Below are 21,658 nucleotides of genomic sequence, written 5' to 3' on the forward strand. Positions count from 1 at the left end.
GCGACGGGACCCGATGCCGTCTCCGGCATCGGGTCCCGCCGCGTCTACTGCTAGAGGCGTTTAGCCGCCGGTGCCAACGCACACGCCGCCGGCGCACGCCGAGGCTCCGCCGGGTCCGGCGCCCGCTCCGGCTCCGGGCACGCCAGCGGACGCACCGCCGGGTCCGGCACCTGCGCCGCCGCCGGGAACCGTGGCGGACGCTCCGCCGGGTCCGGCTCCTGCACCGGTGTCACTGCCGGGCACGCTCGCCGTCGCGCCACCGGGGCCGGCACCTGCGCCGGCACCCGGCGCGGTCGCGCTGGCGCCACCCTCACCGGCACCTGCGCCCGGTGCACCCGACGTCGTCGGCGCCATCGTCGACTCCGAGGGAGCCGTGCTGACGGTCGTGGTGGTGGTCGTCTCCGTCGTGCTGGAGGTGCTGGAGTCGGAGCTACTGTCGCTGCCTCCGCACGCCACGGTCAGCGTGCCGACCGCGAACGCAGCGGCGATGCCGGCAGCGGCACGAAAACGGAGGGAACTGCGAGCGACGGCCATGTGCGGTCTCGATTCTGTGTAGATGACTTCTCCCCAATGAGGACCTGTGTGGGCTGTTACCCGCCCTTGGCCGAAGTCAATCTTGATCTTTTGTGCTTGCTGGAGTGAACGGCGTCAGCCAGTCCGTCGCCGGCCATCCTTCGAGCCCGGCCAGCAGCTCGTACATCGTCGCGCCGTCGATGCTCTCCCTGATGACGTCACCCTGTCCGGCGTGGCGCGCCAGTTCCTCGATCATGTGCATCACCACCCACCGCACCGACCACGCATCGACGTCCTTCGGGAACCACGGCGCGTCCCGTGGGACCGGCACCGCGGCGTCCAGATCGGCCGTCTCGACCAGCCGCAGCGTCTCCTCGTTCTGCGCGGCGAACGCCTCGAGCAGTGCGGCCAAGGTCTCGTCGGGGCGCATCGTGAATTCGTCGGCGTACTCCGCCTGACGGACCTCCGCCGAACGGTCGTCGGCTGGCGGTGCTTCCGGGGCCGCCGCGACCCGCGCCATCCAGCCGCGCTGACAGCCGGTCGCATGCTTGATGAGCGCGCCGATCGACAGCGCGCTGACCGTGGGCGTCGAGCGCGCCTGCACGTCGGTCAGACCATACGCCATGGCATGGAAGGCGTACTGCTGCTGAAACAGGAAGTCGCGCAAGGCGTGTCGTTCATCGGCAACGGGTCCGGGCATGGCGGGCATCGTCAGTTCTCCTTCGTAGTGGTGTGGGCATACAGGTCTCGCAGCAGCGCGATCTCCGCGCCGTGATGGATCACCTCGCGGTTGACGTGCAAGATCAGGTCGAGCATCGGCCGGTCGGCCCACGGTCCCTCGGCGGGCCCGACCGGAGTGTCGAGATCGGCCGTCGTCAGGGCCCGGACGCCGGCGGTCCAGTGGGCGTAGGCGTCCTCGAGTTGGCGCAGGGCGTCGTCGGCGGTCGTCGCGTGGTCCCACGACTCGTACGACGCGGGTGGCCCACCGAAGTGGGAATGGGCCCGGACGGCGAGCACGCCGACGATGACGTGGGCCATCCGCCACGCGATGGTCGTGACGGGTTCGGGTGTCGGGGGCGGGTGGACGAAGTCGACGTCACCATCCGGGTGCACCGTCCAGCAGTTCGGCACCGGCTGCCAGAAGTATTCGTCGTCGGTGAGACCGGCCAACCGGGGGCGCAGCTGATGCTGCCAGTGCCAGTCGAGTTGCTCGACGAGGTGGGCGATGAGGTTCATGGAGACGAGCTTCGCAGGCGCTTAGGACGGTTTCGGTCCTAAGAGTGAGATGAGGTCATCCCCGGCTCGAGCCGGCCCAGTCGAATCGGAGAAGACGTCGACGCCTTGAACTGCGTCGTCTCCGATCAGTTTTGGCACGACCTGAGGGACAGTGCAGTGGTGTTGGCGTCGGCGCCGTTGTCCGTCGACGAATGACGGTGACGTGGCGAAGCTGTAGTTCCGGGCGGTCACGAATACGGTGGATAGGGCTGCGCACGAAGCAGGTTCGCAAGATGTAGTGCGTTGCGAGCCGCCGTCGCCGTGGTCGTCGCCACCGCCTCCGGTGTCCGTTCGAGATCCTTGAAGTCGCGGCCGCCCATGGCCTCGTCATTCCAGTAGGTGCAGCCTTGGGCTGCGATGGTGAAGCCGACGTCGTTCAAGGCCTGGAACAGATCGGCCACGATCTTGTGGGCGCCGTCCTCGTTGCCCACCACGGCGGCCAAGGCAACCTTGCCGACTTGGCGCGGGCGGTCCGCGTCGTCGGTCTCCGACAGCTCGGCGTCGAGGCGCTCGAGAACGCGTTGAGCGACGCTGGACATGTGCCCCACCCACGTGGGCGTCGACACCAAGACGATGTCCGCCGCGACGATCTTCTCCAGGATCGCCGGCCATTCGTCCTCGTCGCCCATGTTCGTCTCAACCCCCGGCAGGACGGAGTAGTCGACGCAGCGCACCGTCTCACACTCCACACCCGCCTTCGCCAAGTGTTCGAACAACTGGTCGGCGATCACGGCACTGCTCGACGGCGCCGGGCTTGGCTTGAGGCTACAAATCAATCCGACGGCACGCAGCGGTCGGATCGCATCAGTCGTCATGTCGGCCCCGCGTACCCAACGCCCGCCGCTCAAACCGCCGAGTCGCCCATCGACGAATGAAGGGCGCCGCTGCCGGCGGGACCCACCCTCGAACTCTCTATCGCCGGCGATATCACTGCTTGGCTGATAGCGCCGGCGATAACGACTTCCAGAGTGGGTGGGCACTCTCTCCTGGGGATGAGCCCCCGACGACGACGCACTTCGCCCCGGGTCGTGTCGGACCGCCCCGACACCATCGGCCCATGAAGAACTACACCTACCGAGCACAGTGGTCGATGGAGTCCGGCGACTACGTCGGCGTCTGCCTCGAATTTCGGATGGAGGAGACCCACGCCCCGACCGCATTGGAGGCGATCGCAAAGATCACCGAAAGAGTCGCCGCCATCCTCGAGGAGTACGAAGTGGACGACGCCGATCCTCCTCCGTCGCTCACCGACCGGCACTACAGCGGCAACTTCCTGGTCCGCACCTCGTCGTTGCTGCACTCGCGGTTGATGGTCGAATCCGCCGAACAGGGTGTGTCCCTGAACCACTGGGTGGTTCAGAAGCTGGCGGATCGGGGACCGGTCGCCACCACCGACCCGTTCTTCTAGCGCCGGTCAGCCGCGAATCTCGTTGAGGTAGTCGTAGATCGTGTAGCGGGTCACCTCGAGCTGGCTCGCCACGAGGTCTACCGAGTCGCGGATGAGGAAGAAGCCGGCCTCGTCGAGCTCGCGCACCACCGCCGCCTTGTGGTGCATCTTCATCTCCGGGGTCGGTACACCGACCTTGGCGATCGCGCGGTCGACCAGGAACCGTTGCAGGCTGTTGACGCACAGGCAGCCGATCGCAACGCCGTCGGCGTCCCGCAGGAACAACGTGGACTACCGGATCGGGCGACCGTCGGGACTGTTGGTCCGGTAGTCGACGAGGTCCTGGGTGGTGCCACGGCGGATCAGCTAGAGCAGGGCCGCACGCAAGCGGTCGACGGTCTCGGCGGTGGTGCTCACGTGGGAAGACAGCCGAACGTGTTCTGGCCGAACGGTTGCCGTCACCCCGGCCGCGGCCAAGGCCGCACCGATCTGCTCGGGGGCATGCTCCGGCACGGTGAACGCCAGGATGCCCGCGCGCCGCTCGCGGGCGGACACGATCTCCGCGCCCCGCGACAGCAGGACGTCCTCGAGTTCGGCTACCCGGTCGGCGACGTGGGCGGCGATGACGCCGACACCGGTCTCCTCGACCAGTTCGAGCGCCACCGCGAACGCGCCGGAGGTCACCGGGCTCAGGTTGGAGATCGACCATGCGGCCGCCGTGCCGTCGGCGGGGTGGATCTCGTCGTCGAACAGACCGGGGTCACGTGCGCCGGTCCAGCCCGACAGCACCGGATCCATACGCTCCAGCGCGCGGTCCGACAGCACCGCGAAACCCGTTCCCCACCCGGCACGCAACCACTTCTGCCCACCGACGACCAACACGTCGGCCACCTCCCACGGCGCCTCGATCACGCCGAAGCCCTGAATGCCGTCGACGACGAGGACGCGGTCGCCGACGACGTCGCGCAGCGCCGCGAGGTCGGCCCGGTACCCGGTGCGATAGTCGACGGCGCTGACCGAGACCGTCGTGACGTCGTCGGTGAGCGCGTCGTCGACACGGTCGGCGGTGACGAATCCGCCGGGCATGCGCCGGACCGTCAGGCGCCCCGCCTGTTCGGCCCTGGCCCACGGGTAGGTGTTGGCCGGGAATTCGGCGGCCGACACCAGCACCGTGCCGCCGGCGGAGTTGAAGGCCGCCTGCAGCAGCCCCAGGCTGGTGTTGGGTTGCAGCACGACGTGGTCGACGTCGCTGCGGCACAACCGGGCAGCGGCGGCCTTGGCGCGGGTTTCCTCGCGCATCAATTCGTCGACCGTGGCCGGCCCGGCATGCGTCGCCTTCTCCAACAGCCGGGCGGTGGTGTCCAGCACGGCGTGCGACGGCGGGCCGAAGCGCGCGAAGTCCAGATACCCCGCGGGCTCGGAGAACTGCAGCAGGTACCGCGGTGAGATCGGCGTCACGGGAGCACCCGCGCGAGGAACTGTCGTGTGCGTTCGTGTTCGGGTGTCTTGAGAGGCATCGTGACCTCCAAGTGTGGTGCGGGCGACGCTACAACGATTCGTGGAAGTCCTCTCCACGAATCGTTGAAAATCTGTCCAATCACATGGGCGTTCCGCTCGGCCAAAATGGGAGTGTCCGCGGAAGGCGGTCGATACCGGCCCCAAATGTGATCGAGTGTCGTCATGGCCGACGACGCGGGCCGCGGGGAGAGCGCTCAAGCTGGGGGAGGCTGGTCCCTGGCCGCCAGGATGCGGCGAGCTGGCGTGGTCAGCTGGTCGGCGCTGGGCGTCATCGCCTTGGTCGTCGTCATCGCCGGCGCATTGAGCGCCTTGAGCGGCATCCTGGTGCCGTTGACGGTGGCGCTGATCCTCGGAATCGTGCTCGAACCGCTCTCGGCGGCACTTCGACGCCTCGGGATTCCGGCCGTGATCGCCGTCGCCGCAACACTTCTCGTCACTACTGCGGTGGCCGCGGGCACCGTCGCGATCGTGGTGTGGGGCTTCCTGCAGCAATGGTCGGAGATCTACCGACAGCTGCTCCTCGGATGGACGGCATTCGTGGATTGGGCCGGCGAGATGGACGCCGACGCACAGTGGCTTCCCCGGCTCCAGTCGGCGTTCGCGGACCATGCACCGGACCTTGGGCAGGGAATTCTGGGTGCCGTCGCCAGCACCTTCTACGGGGCGCTCTCGCTGGTCGTCGGCGCGTTCCTGGCGGCGTTCTTCTTGTTCTTCGCCTTGCGCGACGCCGAGCGCTTCCCCGCGTGGCTGGCGCGCTCGACACCCCTGGTCGACGCCGAAGTCGACGCAGTCATCTCGCTGACTCGGCAGTCGGTGCGCGGCTACTTCCGGGGAACCGCCTTGACCGCTCTGGTGACGGCGCCGATCTTCATGATTCCACTCCTGCTTCTCCGTGTGCCGCTGGCGATCCCGATACTCATCCTGTACTTCGTGCTGTCCTTCATCCCCTACCTGGGGGCGTGGATCACCGGCGCGTTCGTCGTGTTGATCGCGCTGGGATCCGGTGGCCCGACTGCCGCACTCATCCTCGGTCTGACCTTCGTGATCTCCAACGGCACCATCCAGAGCGTGGCGAGCTCGTGGGCGCTCGGGTCGTCGTTGCGCCTCCACCCGGTCGCGGTTCTGCTCGCCACGATGATCGGTGGCACCGTCGCCGGTCTGCTGGGAATGGTCCTCGGCGCACCGCTGCTCGCGGCGGTGGTCAAGTCGGTGGCTGCGATACGTCAGTTGCGTGCCGCCGCGGGTGGGTCCGGCACCGCCGACTGACGTGCGCCGAACGCCTGTCGATTCAACGATTGGGTCGACCAACCCGGTCAAAGGTGCCCGCCAGCGCACCAAGGGTGCCTACGCTCGATACGTCCGCGTGCACCGTGCCGGCTGGCCGCACGCGGGAGGGGGAAGGCCATGGAAGTCGACTCTCGCGACGTCGAGCAACGGGCATATACGGGACTCTTGCCCGAGTGGTCCGAAGTCGAGTCACTCGTCGAAGCGGCTCATCGGCGATATGAGGCGGACGCATCGGGAGTGGTCGCCGACTACATCCCGGTGCTTGCGCAGGCGAACCCGGACTGGTTCGCAGTGTCGGTGGTCGAGACCAACGGCGAGGCTCACTGCGCAGGCGACGCCGACGTGGAGTTCTCGATTCAGTCGATCTCCAAGGCGTTCGTCTACGCACTGGTGTGTGAGGCATATGGCCACGACGTCGTCGCCGACCGGATCGGGGTCAACAACACGGGTTTGCCATTCAATTCGGTGATCGCGATCGAGCTCAACGACGGTCACCCCATGAACCCCATGGTCAATGCCGGGGCGATCGCCACCACCGCGTTGATTCCGGGACTCACTCCCGACGAGCAGTGGGAACACATCGCGTCCGGTTTGTCGGCCTTCGCCGGTCGCCCGCTGCAGGTCGACGAGACGGTGTACCGGTCGGAGGCGGAGACCAACCACCGCAACCGGGCGATCGCGCGGTTGCTGGAGAGCTATGGACGCATCGCACTCGATCCGCTGGAGGTCGTGGACGTCTACACCCGGCAATGCTCCCTACGGGTCACTGCGAAGGACCTGGCGGTGATGGGGGCGACCCTTGCCGACGGCGGGGTCAACCCGGTCACCGGTGAGCGGGTGGTGTCGGCGGGGGTATGCCGGGACACGTTGGCGATCCTGGCGGCCAACGGTGCCTACGAGCGTTCCGGGGAATGGCTCTTCGAGATCGGCTTGCCCGGCAAGTCGGGGGTGGCGGGCGGCCTGATCACCGTTGCGCCCGGCAAGGCCGGCATCGGCACGTTCTCACCACCCCTGGACGTGGCCGGCAACAGTGTGCGGGGTCAACGCGCCACGGCCTACCTGTCGCGAGTGTTGGGGCTCAACATCTTTGCTTCGCATGCGCATACGTTGGCCGCCCGAGGAAGGGGCCAGGCGTGACCACCGAACCGAACGGGATCGACGAGGAGCGCGCCTCCTGGCTGCCGATGGTGGGCCTGTTCCTCGCCCAGATGTTGATGTCGTTCAACGTCGCGGCGCTTCCGGTGTCCATCGGCGGCATGGTGGAGGACTTCGGTGTCCCGCCGACGGCAGTCAGCACCGCCATCGTCACCTATGGGCTCGTGGTCGCCGCGTTGGTGATGGTGGGCGCCAAGATCGGCCAGCGGGTGGGGTGGATCGTGGTCTTCCGCGTCGTGGTCGCCGCGTTCGCTGCGTCGGCGTTGATGATGGTGCTCTCCCCGTCCGTGGCATGGGTGATCGCCGCACAAGCCGTGGCGGGCGCGTGCGCGGCGATCATCGTGCCGTCGCTGGTGGCTCTGATCGCGGCGAACTACCGTGGGACGCAACAGGCTACCGCCGTCGGCTCATTGGGATCGGCACGTGCGCTGTCCGGAGTCAGCGCCTTCTTGATCGGCGGCACGCTCGGCACGTTCGTCGGGTGGCGGCCGGTCTTCCTCATCGTCCTCGCCTTGGCGGTGGCGGTGTTCCTCTTCAGCTTTCGGTTGCATTCGGCGCCCGGTGACGCGTCAGTCGACGTCGACGTCGTCGCCGCGTTGATGATCGGGCTGGGCGTGATGTGCCTGACGCTGGGGTTCAACAACCTCAACGGCTGGGGGCTGTTGCAGGCCACCAGCGACGCACCGTTCGACGTCGGCGGCCTCTCCCCGGCGCCGCTGCTGGCCGTCATCGGGATCGTGCTCGGACAGGCCTTCTTCGTCTGGACGCGACGCCGGACCCGATTGGGCAAGGTGCCTCTGGTGAGCCTGTCGGTGCTCGGCTCCGGGCGCGAGCGTTCCGCGGTGTACGCAATGTTCATCGTCGTCACGCTCGAGGCGGCATTGAACTTCACCGTGCCGCTGTACATCCAAATCGTCCAGGGCCGAACGCCTTTCGACACCTCATTGGCTATGCTGCCGTTCAACCTGACGGTCTTCCTCACCGCCACCCTCGTGGTCCGGTTCTACCAGCGCTTTACGCCGAGGGTCATCGGGGTGTTCTCCTTCACCCTCACCACCGCGGCACTGCTGTGGCTCTCGTTCGTCGTCACCAACGACTGGGAGACCCTGCCGACGATTCTCGGGCTCGTCGTCTTCGGCATAGGTCAAGGCGCCTTGGTCACCCTCGTGTTCAACGTGCTGGTGACCGCAGCGCCCAAGGAGTTGGCCGGCGACGTTGGATCGGTGCGAGGCACGACCCAGAATCTCGCCTCGGCCGTGGGAACGGCGGTCGCGGGCGCCATGCTGGTGGGCATTCTCTCGCTGAACGTGGGTCAGGCCGTGATCGACGACGTGAACATTCCCGACCGGCTCATCGCGCAGGTCGACCTCGACCAGGTCAACTTCGTCAGCAATGATCAACTGCGAGACGTCCTGAGCAGAACTGACGCGTCAGACGCCGAAGTGGCTGCCGCGGTGCAGATAAACACCGATGCTCGGCTTCGCGCCCTCAGGCTCGGACTGCTCATTCTGGCGGGCGTCAGCGTCGTGGCGATACTGCCGGCGCTGCGACTGCCGTCATATCGGCCGGGCGAGATACCCGAGTCATCGGGCGCGACGTCATAGGACACTTTCCGTCCTATGAATGGGGCAGACTCGAGGCATGTCCGAGACGACCGGTCGCGTCCTCCGTCTGCTGGGGCTCCTGCAGTCGCGACGCGTGTGGGGCGGCGACGAGCTCGCCGAACGGCTCGGAGTGACGGGCCGCAGCGTCCGCCGTGACGTCGAACGCCTGCGGGAACTCGGCTATCCCGTCCACGCCAGCAAGGGACACGGCGGGGGCTATCAGCTGGGTGCCGGTGCGGCGCTGCCGCCGTTGCTGCTCGACCCCGACGAGGCCGTCGCGATGGCCGTCAGCCTCCGGGTTGCCGCCGGCGGCAGCGTCGCCGGCGTCGGTGAGTCCGCGCTGCGCGCGCTGACCAAGCTCGACCAGGTCATGCCGTCGCGGTTGCGCTCACAGGTCGCCGCCGTGCACGACGCGACGACGACGCTGACTCCCGGTCAGACCGACGATCTCGTCGACCCCGACGTGCTGATGACCCTGGCCCGCGCCTGCCGCGACCACGAACACGTCGCGGCCGGCTACGTCGACCGCGCCGGGACCACGACCGACCGGCGCGTGGAGCCCTACCGGTTGGTGACCACCGGACGGCGCTGGTATCTGCTGTGCTTCGACCGCGACCGCGACGATTGGCGCAGCCTGCGCCTGGACCGCATGTCCGACGTGATCGCGCGCGGCACCACCTTCACTCCGCGGGAGGCGCCCGACGCCGCCCAGTACGTGCGACGCGCGATCACCGCCTCGCCGTACCGCTACGTCGCGCGGGTGCGCTACCGCGCCCCGAGAGACGCCGTCGCCCAATGCTTCTCCGACGCGTCCGCCGAGATCGAGGAGGACGGGCCGGATGCGTGCATCCTGACCGCGGGTGCCGACGATCCCGAACGCATGGTGCCGTGGTTGGCGATGCCGGGCGTCGAGTTCGAGGTGCTCGCGCCCGCGGAGGTGGCGGCCGCTGTGCGCACCGTGGCCGACAGGTTGCGGCGCGCCACGCCGTGATGGGGCGAGTGTGCTCGGACTGCGCCCTCGCGACGAGGGTGCGCACGTAGGGTGACGGGATGCACGTCACCTCGGCAGAGTCGACGGAGCTGTTCACCGGCCCGGCCGACGAACCTCTCCAGGTGGTGCGGGTGTCCTACCGCTTCTGTGCCCACGACACGCCGGTGCACGTCGAGGGTCCCGGGCTGCACACGGTGGGCGAGGCGACGGCGGTGCCGCGCGGGCGTCACGTCGAGGTGTCGGTGCGCGTCGACGACCCCGTGGTCGGCGAGAGGCGGCGCGCTCAGGTGGTCGCCGGCCGAGGCGTCACCGAATTCGACTTCGTCGTCGCCGAGCCCGGGTGGACCATGCACATGGTCAACCACTTCCACTACGACCCGGTCTGGTGGAACACCCAGGCCGCCTACACCAGCGTGTGGACCGAGGACCCGCCGGGACGTTGCCGGCAGACCAACGGCTTCGAGCTGGTCACCGCGCACCTCGAAATGGCAAGACGCGAGCCCGAATACAAGTTCGTGCTGGCCGAGGTCGACTACCTCAAGCCCTACTGGGACACCAACCCCGAAGATCGCGACGATCTGCGCCGGCTGATCGACCTCGGTCGCGTGGAAATCATGGGCGGCACGTACAACGAGCCCAACACCAACCTGACCAGCCCCGAGACCGCGATTCGCAACTTCGTGCACGGGATCGGCTTTCAACGCGACGTCATGGGGGCCGATCCGGCGACGGCCTGGCAGCTCGACGTCTTCGGCCACGACCCGCAATTCCCGGGGATGGCGGCTGACGCAGGACTGACGTCGAGTTCGTGGGCGCGCGGCCCCTTCCACCAGTGGGGCCCGATGGCCGACGGCGGGGACGCCCGACGCATGCAATTTCCGAGCGAGTTCGAGTGGATGGCGCCCTCGGGCCGCGGACTGCTGACCCATTACATGCCCGCGCACTACGCCGCCGGCTGGTGGATGGACTCCTCTGCCTCCCTGGAGGACGCCGAACGGGCGACCTACGAACTGTTCTCGAAGATGAAGACGGTCGCGTTGACCCGCAACGTGTTGCTGCCCGTCGGCACCGACTACACCCCGCCCAACAAGTGGGTCACCGACATTCACCGAGACTGGAACGCCCGCTACACCTGGCCCCGCTTCGTGTGCGCCCTACCGAGCGAGTTCTTCGCCGCGGTGCGCACCGAACTGGAGTCCCGCGCGATCGCACCGTCACCCCAAACCCGCGACATGAACCCGATCTACACGGGCAAGGACGTCTCCTACGTCGACACCAAGCAGGGCAACCGGGCCGCCGAGCACGCCGTCCTGCACGCCGAACGCTTTGCCGTGTTCGCCGGATTGCTCGCCGGCGCAGCCTATCCGGAGGCAGCGCTGGCGAAGGCATGGGTGCAGCTGGCCTACGGCGCCCACCACGATGCAATCACCGGGTCGGAATCCGACCAGGTGTACCTCGATCTGCTCACCAGTTGGCGCGACGCGTGGCAGCTCGGCACGGATGTGCGCGACACCGCCCTGCGCCTGCTGTCGACCGCGGTCGACGCGTCGGTGGTGGTGTGGAATCCGTTGGCGCACGACCGAACCGACCTCGTCACCGTGCACCTCGAGGAACCCTTCACCGGTGCCGTCGTCGACCCCGACGGCGCACCGGTGGACGTTCTGATCGAACACGGCGGCCACTCGGTGAGTTGGCTGGCCCGCGATGTGCCCTCGCTCGGCTGGCGGTCCTACCGCTTCGTCGACGGCCACGGCGCCTCGGAGTGGGAGCCGGTGCCCGGGGATGCGATCGGCAACGAGTTCCATCAGCTGCGGGTCGACGCCGGACGAGGTGGCGCCGTGACCTCGTTGACCGTCGGCGGTCGAGAGCTCATCGCCCCGGGCCGCGTCGGCAACGAACTCGCCGTCTACGACGAGTACTCCGCCCATCCCAAGGCCGGCGAGGGGCCGTGGCATCTGCTGCCCAAGGGGCACGTCACGACCTCCGCGGGCGCCGCCGCCACCTTGGTGCAGTGCTACCGGTCCGCGCTCGGCGAGCGGATCGTCGTCGCCGGCCGCATCAAGAACCTGCTGCGCTACACCCAGACGATTACGCTGTGGCACGGGGTCGACCGCGTCGACTGCCGCACCACCGTCGACGACTTCACCGGCGAGGACCGCATGCTCAGGCTGCGATGGCCGTGTCCCGTGCCCGGCGCGATGCCCGTCAGCGAGGTGGGTGACGCGGTGATCGGCCGCGGCTTCGGGTTGACTCACGACCGCGGTTCGGTCAAAGCCGTTGATAGCGCCAAGTTTCCGTCCACCCTGGACAATCCGGCCTACGGGTGGTTCGGTCTGTCGTCGGCGGTAAGGGTGCGGTTCCAGGGTGTCGGAGGGCAGGAGCGCAGCGACCGGGGATCGGGTTCCGGCATGCGTGCCATCTCGGTGGCCGAAGTGGTCTCCCCGGGCGGGGACGCCGACCCGGTGGTGCGTGACTTGATGGTCGCTCTGGCCCGCGCCGGTGTCACCGCCACCTGCAGTGACGCCACCGCCCCGCGGTACGGCGACCTGACCGTCGACTCCAACCTGCCCGACGTGCGGATCTCCGTCGGCGGCCCGGAGGTCAACGCCTTCACTGCCGCAGTCCTGCGCGGCAGTTCGCTTGCGGCCGAACGCAGTTGGGTACCGGCGGCGCGCCCGCTCAAGGACGTCTGGGTGCCGGGTGCCGACCTACGCGACGTGGCTGCCCTGCCCGTGCTCATCGTCGACGTGGCCGCGGTGGCCGCGCTGGTCGAGGACCTCGCCGACGCCGAGATCACCGTCGACCAGCCCGCGCCGGACGATCTCGAGGACTTCGAGGACCACACCGTCGCGGTGTTCAACCGCGGCGTGCCCAGCTTCGCGGTCGACGTCGACGGGACGCTGCACAGTTCGCTGATGCGGTCGTGCTCCGGGTGGCCCTCGGGTACGTGGATCGACCCCCCGCGACGCACCGCACCCGACGGGTCCAACTTTCAGCTGCAGCACTGGACGCATACCTTCGACTACGCCGTCGCCAGTGGCAGCGGCGACTGGCGTGAGGCGGGCATCCCCTCGCGCAGTGCGGAGTTCGGTCAACCCCTGCTCGCCGTGATCGCCGAACACGACCCGACCTCCGGGGGCCTGCCCCCGTGGGGATCACTGCTCGAGGTCGAGCCGGCGCGCGACGTGGCCCTGGGGGCGCTGAAGGTGCTCGGCAACCCGACCGCCCGCGGCAGCGGCCGGCGGGTGCACGCCGAGGACGGCATCGCGCTGCGGCTGGTCGAAACGCGCGGCACATCCGCAGAAGTCGTCATCCGCTCCGGGCTGCGCACGGTGACCTCGCCCCGCCGACTCGACCTGCTCGAAGAACCCCTGCTCGACCAATCAGCCGGTCTGTCACTGCACGGGTTCGAGATCGCCACGTTCGGCGCCCAGCTCAACCTGCCGCGCGTCCTCGACGCCGACGACGTGGCGCTCGGCCCGGATGCCGAGGCGGCACAACCCCTCTACGCCAGGTACTGGTTGCACAACCGCGGCCCCGCGCCGCTCGGCGGTCTGCCCGCCGTCGCACACCTGCACCCTCACGAACTCGCGGTCGACGCCGACGACTCGATCCGCCTGCAACTGACCGCCGTCAGCGACGTGACCGACGTGGCGCTGCACGGCAAGGTTCGGCTCATCCCCGCGCCGGGCTGGACGGTGGAGATGGCCGAACTGCCGTTCGTGCTGCCGCCGGGGGACTTCCTGGAGTCGATCGTGGACCTGACGATGCCCGCCGGTACCCCGCCCGGGCTCTACCCCTTGCGCGCCGAGCTCGGCCTGACCGGCAGCGGCATCCCGTCGGCGTGGCGCCAGGTCGTCGAAGACGTGTGCGTGATCGCCGTCGGCGCGACCGACGACCGCGTGCTGAGGTTCGTCACCGATCCGGACCCCGTGGAGGTGGCGGCAGGTGGTTCGGCCATCCTGAGCGTCACCGTCGGCACCGACGCCTACGCCGACCTCGCCGTGGAGGCTCATCTGGTCAGCCCATGGGGTACCTGGGAGTGGTTGGGGCCCAACGCCATTGGGGCCGACCTGGCCGCCCGCGGCACCGTCGACCTGGAGTTCGACGTCACCCCGCCGGCGTGGCAGGACCCCGGTGAATGGTGGGCGCTGATCCGCGTGGCCTGCGCCGGCGAACTGCTGTATTCACCGGCGGTGAAGGTCGTGGTGCGATGAGCGCCCAGGTGGTGGCGATGGTCGGCGGCGAGCCGGTGCTCGTCGACGAGGTGGATGCCAGCGAGCGCCGGCTGCGCGACACCCGGCTGGCCAGCGCGCTGCCTCAACCGGGCACCAGCGAAGGCCGTCAGCTCCGTCGGTGGCTGGTTCAGGCACTCGTCACCGCCCGCGTGGTCGCCGCGGCGGCCGCCGACGCCGGCGTGGTCGCCGAGGGGGCACCGACCGAGGACGACCTGTTGCCCGACGTGCCCGCCCGTCTCGAGATCGGCAGCGTGGCAGCCTCGGCGCTCGAGGACGCGCTCGCCAGGGCGGTGTTCGTCCACGTCACCGCGGGCGTCGTCGTCACCGAGCAGGAGGTCGTGGACTACCACGCCCGCAACCCCCGTCGATTCGCGCGCCGCACCGTCGGCACCGGCGGCTGGGGCCGCCGCCCGGCCGAGGTCCCGATCGATCAGGTGCGCACCGACGTCGCCGAGCACCTCCTGGCCTCGGCGCGGCGCCGGGAATTCCGCCGCTGGCTCGACGCTCGCCGAGAGGAGCTGGTGCACTTGGCGCCCGGTTACGAACACCCCGGCGATCCGCGCCAGCCCGACAACACCCACAGGCACTGATGAGTGAGCTCGTTCTTGCCCTCGACGTCGGCGGCACCAAGATCGCCGTCGGGCTCGTCGACGCCGACGGCGAGCTGGTGCACCACGCGCAGTTGCCCACCCCGCGCACCGACTCGGAGGCGATCTGGGCGGTCACCGAGAAGCTGATCGTCGACGCCACGGCCGCGGCCACCGGGGACGTCCGCGGGGTCGGCATTTCGTCGGCCGGACCGCTCGATCTGCCCGCCGGGACCACCAGCCCCATCAACATCACCGCGTGGCAACGGTTTCCGATCGTCGAGCGCGTCGCCGCGGCCACGGGGTTACCGGTGCGCCTTGGCGGCGACGGGCTGTGCATGGCGATGGGGGAGAGGTGGCGCGGCGCGGGCCGCGACGCTCAATTCCTGATGGGCATGGTGGTCTCGACCGGCATCGGCGGCGGTCTGGTGCTCGACGGCGCGCCCTACGACGGCCGGACGGGCAACGCCGGGCACGTGGGCCACGTCGTCGTCGAACCCGACGGCGACCTGTGCACCTGCGGCGGCCACGGCTGCGCGGAGACCGTCGCAGCGGGACCGCACCTCGCACGCTGGGCGCGGGCCCACGGGTGGGTCGCCCCACCGGAGGCCAACGCCAAGGAACTGGCCGACGCGGCCAATGCCGGTGATCCGGTGGCACTGCAAGCCTTCGACCGCGGGGCGAACGCGATCGCGCGCATGATCGCGTCGGTGGCGGCGGTGTGCGATCTCGATCTGGTGGTGATCGGCGGCGGCGTCGCGAAATCCGGTGCGCTGCTGTTCGACCCGCTGCGCACGGCGCTCGGACACTACGCCGGGCTGAGCTTCATCCGGGATCTGCGCGTGCTGCCCGCCGAGCTCGGTGGGGACGCCGGGCTGGTGGGCGCGGCGGCACTGTTCAACGCGTCGCCCTGAGCCCGTCGAGGTCTCGAACGGAGGGCAGATAGAACCTGGGCGGCGCGATGGAGGCGCCGTCGTCGGTGGCCTGATAGACGTATCGGTCCGGTCGGACGACGAGGTACCGAGAACCATTGGCGGCTATGGCATCCCACAGCTCTCCGGCAGGATCGCCCAGTTCGCCGTCGACGACGACCGACGTGCCCGGCCGGATCACGAGGAAGCGGGCGCCGATCCGCTGCCATGCCGCGAGGCTCGCCGGCGTCATGTCGTCGCAAGGGTCGACGTCCATCCCCAGGATGCTCCACCCGAGCCCGAGGGCCTGGTCGACCCGGAGTTGTCGCGCGTCCGGCGTGGCCACCCGTGCCGGGGCGAGCAGGTACCCCACCGGAGACCGTTTACGCGGGGCCGTCGTCAGGCAGCCACTGCCCAGAGGCGTCGGTTCCACGACCTTGCGGGTGATGGCCTTCGCAGCACCGGGAACCTTGGCGACGGCTCGGAACGCGAGGTCGCGCAGGCGCGCGATCGAACGGTTGGGTGGCATGACGAGCCGGCCCAGGAGGATCGCCCGGTTGGTCATGGCGTCGTGATGCGGTTCCCGCTCGCTCTGGTAGGTGTCCAGCAGGTCGTCTCCGGCGTGCCCGGCGACCACGGCCTGAATCTTCCAGACCACGTTCGCCGCGTCACGGAATGCACCGGAAATCCCTTGACCGGCGAATGGTGGCATCACATGGGCCGCGTCGCCCAGCAGCAAGACCCGGCCCTTGCGCCATTCGCGCGCCTTGCGAACGTGAAAGGTGTAGGACCAGGTTCGGGCGATTTCGACGTCGTCGGGAGTGACACCCTCCGAGGCCAGCATGCGCCAGACGTTGGCCGGTTGCAGCATGGCTTCGGCGTCCTCGCCGGGATTGATGCGCCACTCCCAGCGGTAGTAGCCACCGGGGCATGGACAGCGCACCCCGGGTCGGGTGGGCGAGCACACGAAGTCGAAGTGGGGTCCGCGGTGTAGGGGCCGCTTGGTGCGGGCCTGCACGTCCATCCACTGCTCGGAGTAGGACTTGCCTGCGAATTCGATGCCCAATTGCTTTCGCAGGGGGCTACTTCCGCCGTCGCAGGCCAGAACGAACCGGGCTCGCACCAGGCGGTCGGTCCCGTCGGCATCGGTGAGGCGGAGTGTGACCGCCCGATCGTCCTGGTCGACGAACTCGGCGGTCCAGCCGGCGAGCACTTCGACGTGCGGCCAGCGCCTGAGCCCGTCGCGCAGAGCATGCTCCAGCAGCGGCTGATGGAAGAAGTTGGCGACCGCATGTCCGGTGTAGCTGGTCGGCCCGGTGGGGCCGACGATGAACGGCTTGCCGTCGAGACCGATGAAGCGAGCGGTCACTCCCAGATGCATGTGCGCGGTCACTTCGTCAAAGAGGCCCAGGTTGCCAATCGCGCGGAGCGCTTCGTCGTCCAACGCTATGGCGCGTTGGCGTTCGAAGATGGCCAGATCGCGTTCCACGACCACGGTTCGCAATCCCAGCTGGCCGCACGCGTTCGCGGCGGCCGCCCCCGATGGACCCAGCCCGACTACCACCACATCGTAGATCTCGGGTTCGTTCACGGTTCAATCCTTCGTTGCATGGGCACGACCACCGCAAGACGTGGGGTCTGCGCGAGCAGGTCTGCGGGCCGCCTCGCGGTGGCCATCGCCGTGCCATCGGGTCTGATGAGGGCGGCGGTGGTGCGGCCCCGACGAAGCCACCGGGCCAAGTCGGAACCCGTTGCTGCGAAGACCACTGTGACGCAGCGCCGGTCGGCCAGCGCCTGCTGGTCCGCCGTGAACGGCACCGCGGTGACGATCGAGAAGCCCATGCCTCGAACGTCGTCGACCCGACGGCCGTCCGGCAGCGCGGGATTGGGGCACAGCGTCCCGGTCAGCGACCGCGGACCTCGCCGGCGCCCGACCAGTGCCGACCGGTGCAACGCCGGCGTCGACGAGTCGACGATGCGGCGGCGAACTCCGGGAACGAGTCCCAGCCGCGGTACGGCGACGCCGCGTAGCCGGTCACCCAGCTCGCCGCCCCCGGTCATGAGGCGACCGATCAGCAGGGCGAGTCGAATCATGGCTCGCGCGTGTGGTTTCCGCTCGGCTTGGTAGCTGTCGAGGACCTGCGACGGAAGGTTGCCCCGCAGGACCCCGGCGAGCTTCCACGCCAGGTTGTGCGCGTCCCGCAGGCCGGCGCCCATGCCCTGACCGATGAATGGCGGCGTGAGATGGGCGGCGTCACCGAGGATGAAGACGTTTCCGCGCCGCCACCGATCGGCGATCTGGGCGCGAAAGGTGTATTGCGCGACGCGAATCAGTCGCAACCGGTCGGTCTCGATGCCGCGGACCCACGGCGCGATCAACGGTTGCAGGACCGCCAAGTTCGAGAACTGGTCCGCGGACTCACCGTCGAGAAGCTGGAATTCCCAGCGGTAGCGGGTCACGCCGACGCGCATGTACGTGGCCGCCCGAACGGGGTCGCAGACCTGATGGACGCCCTCCCACTGCTGAAGATTCGCGTCGGTGTCGACGTCGACGACCAACCAGCGTTGGTCGAAGTGCAGGTCCTCCATCCGGGCCTGGATGGTCGAGCGCACGAAGCTGTTGGCGCCGTCGCAGCCCAGAACGTAGTCCGCGTCGACGCTGGCCATGGTGTCACCGGCATGGTCGCGGTAGGTGACGCGGACGCGGCCGTCGACCTGCTCGAGCGCGATCACCTCGGCGCGGCCGCGCACGTCGACGCACCGCTGGCGCATCAGCTCGTCGCGGAGCACGGCCTCGAGCTCGGGCTGGTCGAACATGTTGGCTTGCGGGTAGCCCTGTGCGCTGGTGGTGGTGTCGCGGCGAAACTCGGCCAGCACGCGGTGGTGCCGGTCGCGTAGTTGCAGACCCAGCGCCGGACGGGAAATGGCCGCAAACCGGTCGGCGAGGCCGAGCCGCGCTACGACCCGACATACCTCGTCGTCCATGTGCACGGCGCGCGGCTGCGGGTAGACCCCGTTCCACCGGTCCAGGACCACTGTGTCGATCCCATACTGCCCCAACAGGATCCCCGCGGTAGCACCAGTCGGCCCGGCGCCGACGACGACCACGGACGCACGGTGAGGTTCGGTCACGAGCCCGTCACGCGTTGCGAACGGTCATGCGTTGGGCGCCCAGGTCGATCGCGCCGTCGTCGGTGGCGACGGTCGCCTCCACGACGTCCCCGTGCTGGAGATACTTGGGATTGGCGGCTTGACGCTTGAAGAACGTCTTCCACTTCACCGCGGGCGGCAGCAGCGCGCCGATCATCTCGATGGGCTTCGGCGGGGCCTTCAACGCCGTGCCCGACGGAGTGCCGGTCAACACGAGGTCACCGGCACTGAGGTCTTGAAAGCGGGTCAGCGACTGCAACGCCGCCAGCGGTCGGAAGATCATGTCGCCTTCCACGGTCGAGTTCTGCCGTTCGTCGCCACTGACGCTCAGCGTCAGGCGTAGATCACCGAATCGGCTCAGCTCGGTGGCGTCGAGGAGTACCAATTCGGGGCCGACCGGGGTGAACGTCGGGTAGGACTTCGCCTCGTAGAACTGGGTTTGCGGAAGCTGGATGTCGCGTGCCGAGACGTCGTTGGTGACGACGAGGCCGGCGACGTAGTCCGCGAGGTTCGCGTCGGTGACGGCGGTGCCCACCGGCATGTCGCGGCCGATGACCAAGCCGATCTCCACCTCGTAGTCGAGGAGCCCGACGTGTGAGGGTTTCACAATGTCGTCGAACGGTCCGCTGATCGACGCCGAGGACTTCCGGAAGAAGGTCAGCGGAATCGTCTTGGGGTCCATGCCCGAATCCTTGACGTGGGATTCGAAGTTGGTCATCTGGGCCACCACACGGCACGGCCGTGTCACCGGCGAGAGCAGGTGCAGATCGTCGACGGCGACGGAGTCACCGGAGGCGGCGGCCGCGATCGCCGCGCGGTCGGCGAGAAGTTCGCCGGTGGTCACGGCGGCGGTGTCGATCCTATTGGCCCGGTCGGCGTTCCTGACCCACCAGGCGTCAGGGGTGCGGATGACGGACGTGCTCATGAGCGGGCAACTTTCAGTAGGCCGATGAGGCGGTGGACGTCGAATTCGTTGCGCCGGGGTAGCGCACGGAGAATGGCCAGGGCTTCCTCGCGGGCCCCGCGCGGGCTGGTACCGAGGAAGTCGCCGCTCACCGGCGGGCCCCACTGAGCCAGTCCGCTGGCGGTGAACGGCGCCCAGCCGGGCTCGAGTGTGGCGTCGAACATGTCGCCGTCGGCGAAGTGTTCGACGAGGAACCCGTCGGGATCACGCCAGTAGTCGAAGAGTTGGCTGCCCTGAATGTGGCGGCCGATGCCCCAGGAACGGAAATATCCACGCTCGCCGAGGTATTCGCCACCGGCGGCCAGGGCGTCGAGGTCGCTGACCTGAAACGCCGAGTGCACGTATCGGTTGGCCGGGCCCAGCGCCATGGCCAGCGTGTGGTGGTCGGCCGGCTCGGTGCCGCGGTCGCAGCGGATGAAGCTCATGGCAGGCCCGCGTGCGCGCTGGCCCGGGAAGAACAGGAAGTCGCTGACGATCATCCCGAGGTTCTCCAGGTACCAGTCGAGGGCGGCGGCGTACTTGGTGGACTGCAGCACGACGTGCCCGAGCCTCTGGACCCTGGCCGGAGCGCGGGGAGCCCGCTGGGTGGCGTTGACGCGCACGAGCTCGTGACCGGCGTTCACGAGAAGAGGCGTCTGCGAAGACAACTGGGGAAGATCATCGGTTCCGGCGACGACACGCACCGGGATGCCGCTGGGATCGACGAGGCTCACCTGCAATCCGCCGAGGTCATCGGGCAGGGGCTGCACGCTCGCGCCGGTCTTGGCGGCGAGACGACGCACGTCGGCCTCGTCTTCGGCACGGAAGGCGATTCCGGTGAACCGTGACCGCTCGCCGCGGCGCAGCAGGACGCACGGCGAGCCCGAATTGGTGCCCCGCAGCCGAAGTTCGTCCGGTCCGCGAAAGGCGGTCTGAAACCCGAACGCGCGCGCGAACGCCTCGGCTCGCACCAAATCGGGCTTCTCGAACTCGAGCCACGCGATGTCGCGAATCTTGATGGTGGGATTCGCGGCGCGGCCGGGGTGCTCGCCGCGCGCCGCACCCTGTTCGCTATGCAGATCGCTGTGGCTGTTGGCCATGATTCGCGCCGCTCCTTTTCTTAACTGAGGAAATCGTCACATACGACGCATTGATCAGTCAAGCGTGTTGACGATATCGTCAGGACTGATTCAACTGGTACATTCGGACGTCCCCGACGCGACGGTGAGGTAGTGATGCAGGAGTCGGAAGACGCCGCCATCAGCCGGGTGCAGCGGCGCAAGCAACGCACCCGATCGGCGCTCATCGCCGCGGCCCAGGGCTTCATCGCCGACGGCAGGCTCAACGTGCCGGTTCTCGACATCACCCAGGCCGCCGACGTCGGAATGGGATCGTTCTACAACCACTTCGACAGCAAGGAAGAGCTCTTCGCCGCCGCAGTGGGTGAAGCGCTCGACGCTCACGGCGCGCTCCTGGACGTCTTGACCGCCGAGATAGAGGACCCGGCGGAGACCTTTGGCTGCCGATTCCGCCTCACCGGGCGGCTGTTTCGCCGTCGCCCTCGGGAAAGTCAGATCCTCCTCGCCAACGGCGTTGCCCTGCTGACATCCGATCGTGGACTTGCCCCCCGCGCCTTGCGCGACATCGAGGCCGCCGTCGCCGCAGGACGTTTCAGCGTCGCGGACCCGCAGCTGGCCCTCGCCATTGCCGGGGGAGCGATCATGGGGCTCGGCGCGCTGCTGAGCAATGACCCCGACCGCGACGACGCCGAGGCGGCCGACGCCGTCACCGCGGACGTGCTCCGACTGTTCGGCATGTCTGCGGCCGACGCCGCCGACGTGTGCGCGCGGCCCCTTCCCGATCTGGACGTCGTCGCGCCGGCCCATCCGGCAGCCTGACCCGACTACTCGCTGCGGAGGGCCGCGACGGGGCAGACGTCGACCGCCTCGCGCGCCGCGTCGGTCAGCTCGTCGGGCACGTCGGCGCCGGCGAAGGCATTGACCAGTTCGCCGTCGTCGTCGAAGGAGAAGACCGTCGGGGCGGCCTGGGTGCACAGGCCGTGGCCCTCGCATCGGTCGTGGTCGACCATGACTCTCATG

The 21,658-nt window shown here is 68.8% G+C and carries 20 protein-coding genes; 9 read left to right on the forward strand and 11 right to left on the reverse strand.

Annotated features, from left to right (window positions below; all coding sequences use genetic code 11):
* Window positions 1–60: 60 nt before the first annotated feature.
* From H7K45_RS13370 to H7K45_RS13385, 4 genes are all read right to left on the reverse strand, one after another.
* A complete protein-coding gene (locus tag H7K45_RS13370) occupies window positions 61–534 on the reverse strand; it encodes a hypothetical protein (protein ID WP_263996281.1) in 474 nt (157 codons plus the stop codon).
* Between the two features lie 76 nt (window positions 535–610).
* Window positions 611–1,222, reverse strand: coding sequence for a DinB family protein (locus H7K45_RS13375; RefSeq protein WP_263996282.1), 612 nt, complete (start codon window positions 1,220–1,222; stop codon window positions 611–613).
* A gap of 2 nt (window positions 1,223–1,224) precedes the next feature.
* Complete coding sequence (locus tag H7K45_RS13380) at window positions 1,225–1,749, reverse strand: DinB family protein (RefSeq protein ID WP_263996283.1); 525 nt, start codon at window positions 1,747–1,749, stop codon at window positions 1,225–1,227.
* Window positions 1,750–1,976: 227 nt separating this feature from the next.
* Window positions 1,977–2,603 (reverse strand): flavodoxin family protein, encoded by a 627-nt coding sequence (locus H7K45_RS13385; RefSeq protein ID WP_263996284.1) that lies wholly within the window; start codon window positions 2,601–2,603, stop codon window positions 1,977–1,979.
* A gap of 242 nt (window positions 2,604–2,845) precedes the next feature.
* Between H7K45_RS13385 and H7K45_RS13390 the strand changes: the two genes are divergently transcribed.
* A complete protein-coding gene (locus tag H7K45_RS13390; RefSeq protein WP_263996285.1) occupies window positions 2,846–3,196 on the forward strand; it encodes a toxin-antitoxin system HicB family antitoxin in 351 nt (116 codons plus the stop codon).
* A 6-nt stretch (window positions 3,197–3,202) separates the two neighbouring features.
* On the opposite strand, the gene H7K45_RS13395 is transcribed toward H7K45_RS13390, so the two are convergent.
* Window positions 3,203–3,460 (reverse strand): helix-turn-helix domain-containing protein, encoded by a 258-nt coding sequence (locus H7K45_RS13395; RefSeq protein WP_263996286.1) that lies wholly within the window; start codon window positions 3,458–3,460, stop codon window positions 3,203–3,205.
* A gap of 81 nt (window positions 3,461–3,541) precedes the next feature.
* Window positions 3,542–4,633: an aminotransferase class V-fold PLP-dependent enzyme gene (locus H7K45_RS13400; RefSeq protein WP_263996287.1), complete on the reverse strand. Its 1,092-nt coding sequence runs from the start codon at window positions 4,631–4,633 to the stop codon at window positions 3,542–3,544.
* Between the two features lie 222 nt (window positions 4,634–4,855).
* On the opposite strand from H7K45_RS13400, the gene H7K45_RS13405 reads away from it, so the two are divergent.
* From H7K45_RS13405 to H7K45_RS13435, 7 genes are all read left to right on the forward strand, one after another.
* On the forward strand, window positions 4,856–5,959 hold the full coding sequence (locus tag H7K45_RS13405) for an AI-2E family transporter (protein ID WP_263996288.1): 1,104 nt from the start codon (window positions 4,856–4,858) through the stop codon (window positions 5,957–5,959).
* Window positions 5,960–6,097: 138 nt separating this feature from the next.
* Window positions 6,098–7,117 (forward strand): glutaminase A, encoded by a 1,020-nt coding sequence (gene glsA, locus H7K45_RS13410; RefSeq protein WP_263996289.1) that lies wholly within the window; start codon window positions 6,098–6,100, stop codon window positions 7,115–7,117.
* Window positions 7,114–8,739 (forward strand): MFS transporter, encoded by a 1,626-nt coding sequence (locus H7K45_RS13415; protein WP_263996291.1) that lies wholly within the window; start codon window positions 7,114–7,116, stop codon window positions 8,737–8,739. Before glsA ends, H7K45_RS13415 begins: the two co-directional genes overlap by 4 nt.
* 37 nt (window positions 8,740–8,776) lie before the next feature.
* Window positions 8,777–9,730, forward strand: coding sequence for a helix-turn-helix transcriptional regulator (locus H7K45_RS13420; protein ID WP_263996293.1), 954 nt, complete (start codon window positions 8,777–8,779; stop codon window positions 9,728–9,730).
* A gap of 59 nt (window positions 9,731–9,789) precedes the next feature.
* Window positions 9,790–13,947, forward strand: a complete 4,158-nt coding sequence (locus H7K45_RS13425) for a glycoside hydrolase family 38 N-terminal domain-containing protein (RefSeq protein ID WP_263996295.1) — start codon at window positions 9,790–9,792, stop codon at window positions 13,945–13,947.
* Window positions 13,944–14,558: a DUF7158 domain-containing protein gene (locus H7K45_RS13430; protein ID WP_263996296.1), complete on the forward strand. Its 615-nt coding sequence runs from the start codon at window positions 13,944–13,946 to the stop codon at window positions 14,556–14,558. Before H7K45_RS13425 ends, H7K45_RS13430 begins: the two co-directional genes overlap by 4 nt.
* A complete protein-coding gene (locus H7K45_RS13435) occupies window positions 14,558–15,469 on the forward strand; it encodes an ROK family protein (RefSeq protein WP_263996297.1) in 912 nt (303 codons plus the stop codon). Before H7K45_RS13430 ends, H7K45_RS13435 begins: the two co-directional genes overlap by 1 nt.
* On the opposite strand, the gene H7K45_RS13440 is transcribed toward H7K45_RS13435, so the two are convergent.
* Genes H7K45_RS13440 through H7K45_RS13455 form a run of 4 tightly spaced genes read right to left on the reverse strand, consistent with a single transcriptional unit; the run spans window position 15,453 to window position 20,659 of the window.
* Window positions 15,453–17,057: a bifunctional 3-(3-hydroxy-phenyl)propionate/3-hydroxycinnamic acid hydroxylase gene (locus H7K45_RS13440; protein ID WP_263996298.1), complete on the reverse strand. Its 1,605-nt coding sequence runs from the start codon at window positions 17,055–17,057 to the stop codon at window positions 15,453–15,455. The two genes, H7K45_RS13435 and H7K45_RS13440, sit on opposite strands and share 17 nt — an antisense overlap.
* A complete protein-coding gene (mhpA, locus tag H7K45_RS13445; RefSeq protein ID WP_263996299.1) occupies window positions 17,054–18,574 on the reverse strand; it encodes a bifunctional 3-(3-hydroxy-phenyl)propionate/3-hydroxycinnamic acid hydroxylase MhpA in 1,521 nt (506 codons plus the stop codon). Before mhpA ends, H7K45_RS13440 begins: the two co-directional genes overlap by 4 nt.
* Before the next feature lie 31 nt (window positions 18,575–18,605).
* Entirely contained in the window at window positions 18,606–19,541 is a 936-nt protein-coding gene (locus H7K45_RS13450; protein WP_263996300.1) for a fumarylacetoacetate hydrolase family protein, read from the reverse strand.
* On the reverse strand, window positions 19,538–20,659 hold the full coding sequence (locus H7K45_RS13455; protein ID WP_263996301.1) for a VOC family protein: 1,122 nt from the start codon (window positions 20,657–20,659) through the stop codon (window positions 19,538–19,540). Before H7K45_RS13455 ends, H7K45_RS13450 begins: the two co-directional genes overlap by 4 nt.
* A 135-nt stretch (window positions 20,660–20,794) precedes the next feature.
* Here H7K45_RS13455 and H7K45_RS13460 point away from each other — a divergent pair, with 135 nt between their 5' ends.
* On the forward strand, window positions 20,795–21,457 hold the full coding sequence (locus tag H7K45_RS13460; RefSeq protein ID WP_263996302.1) for a TetR/AcrR family transcriptional regulator: 663 nt from the start codon (window positions 20,795–20,797) through the stop codon (window positions 21,455–21,457).
* 5 nt (window positions 21,458–21,462) lie between these two features.
* Here the strand turns inward: H7K45_RS13460 and H7K45_RS13465 are convergent, their stop codons facing one another.
* Window positions 21,463–21,657 (reverse strand): ferredoxin, encoded by a 195-nt coding sequence (locus H7K45_RS13465; protein ID WP_263996303.1) that lies wholly within the window; start codon window positions 21,655–21,657, stop codon window positions 21,463–21,465.
* Window position 21,658: the final 1 nt, after the last annotated feature.

The organism is Mycobacterium yunnanensis, from assembly GCF_025823185.1.
Classification (GTDB): domain Bacteria; phylum Actinomycetota; class Actinomycetes; order Mycobacteriales; family Mycobacteriaceae; genus Mycobacterium; species Mycobacterium yunnanensis.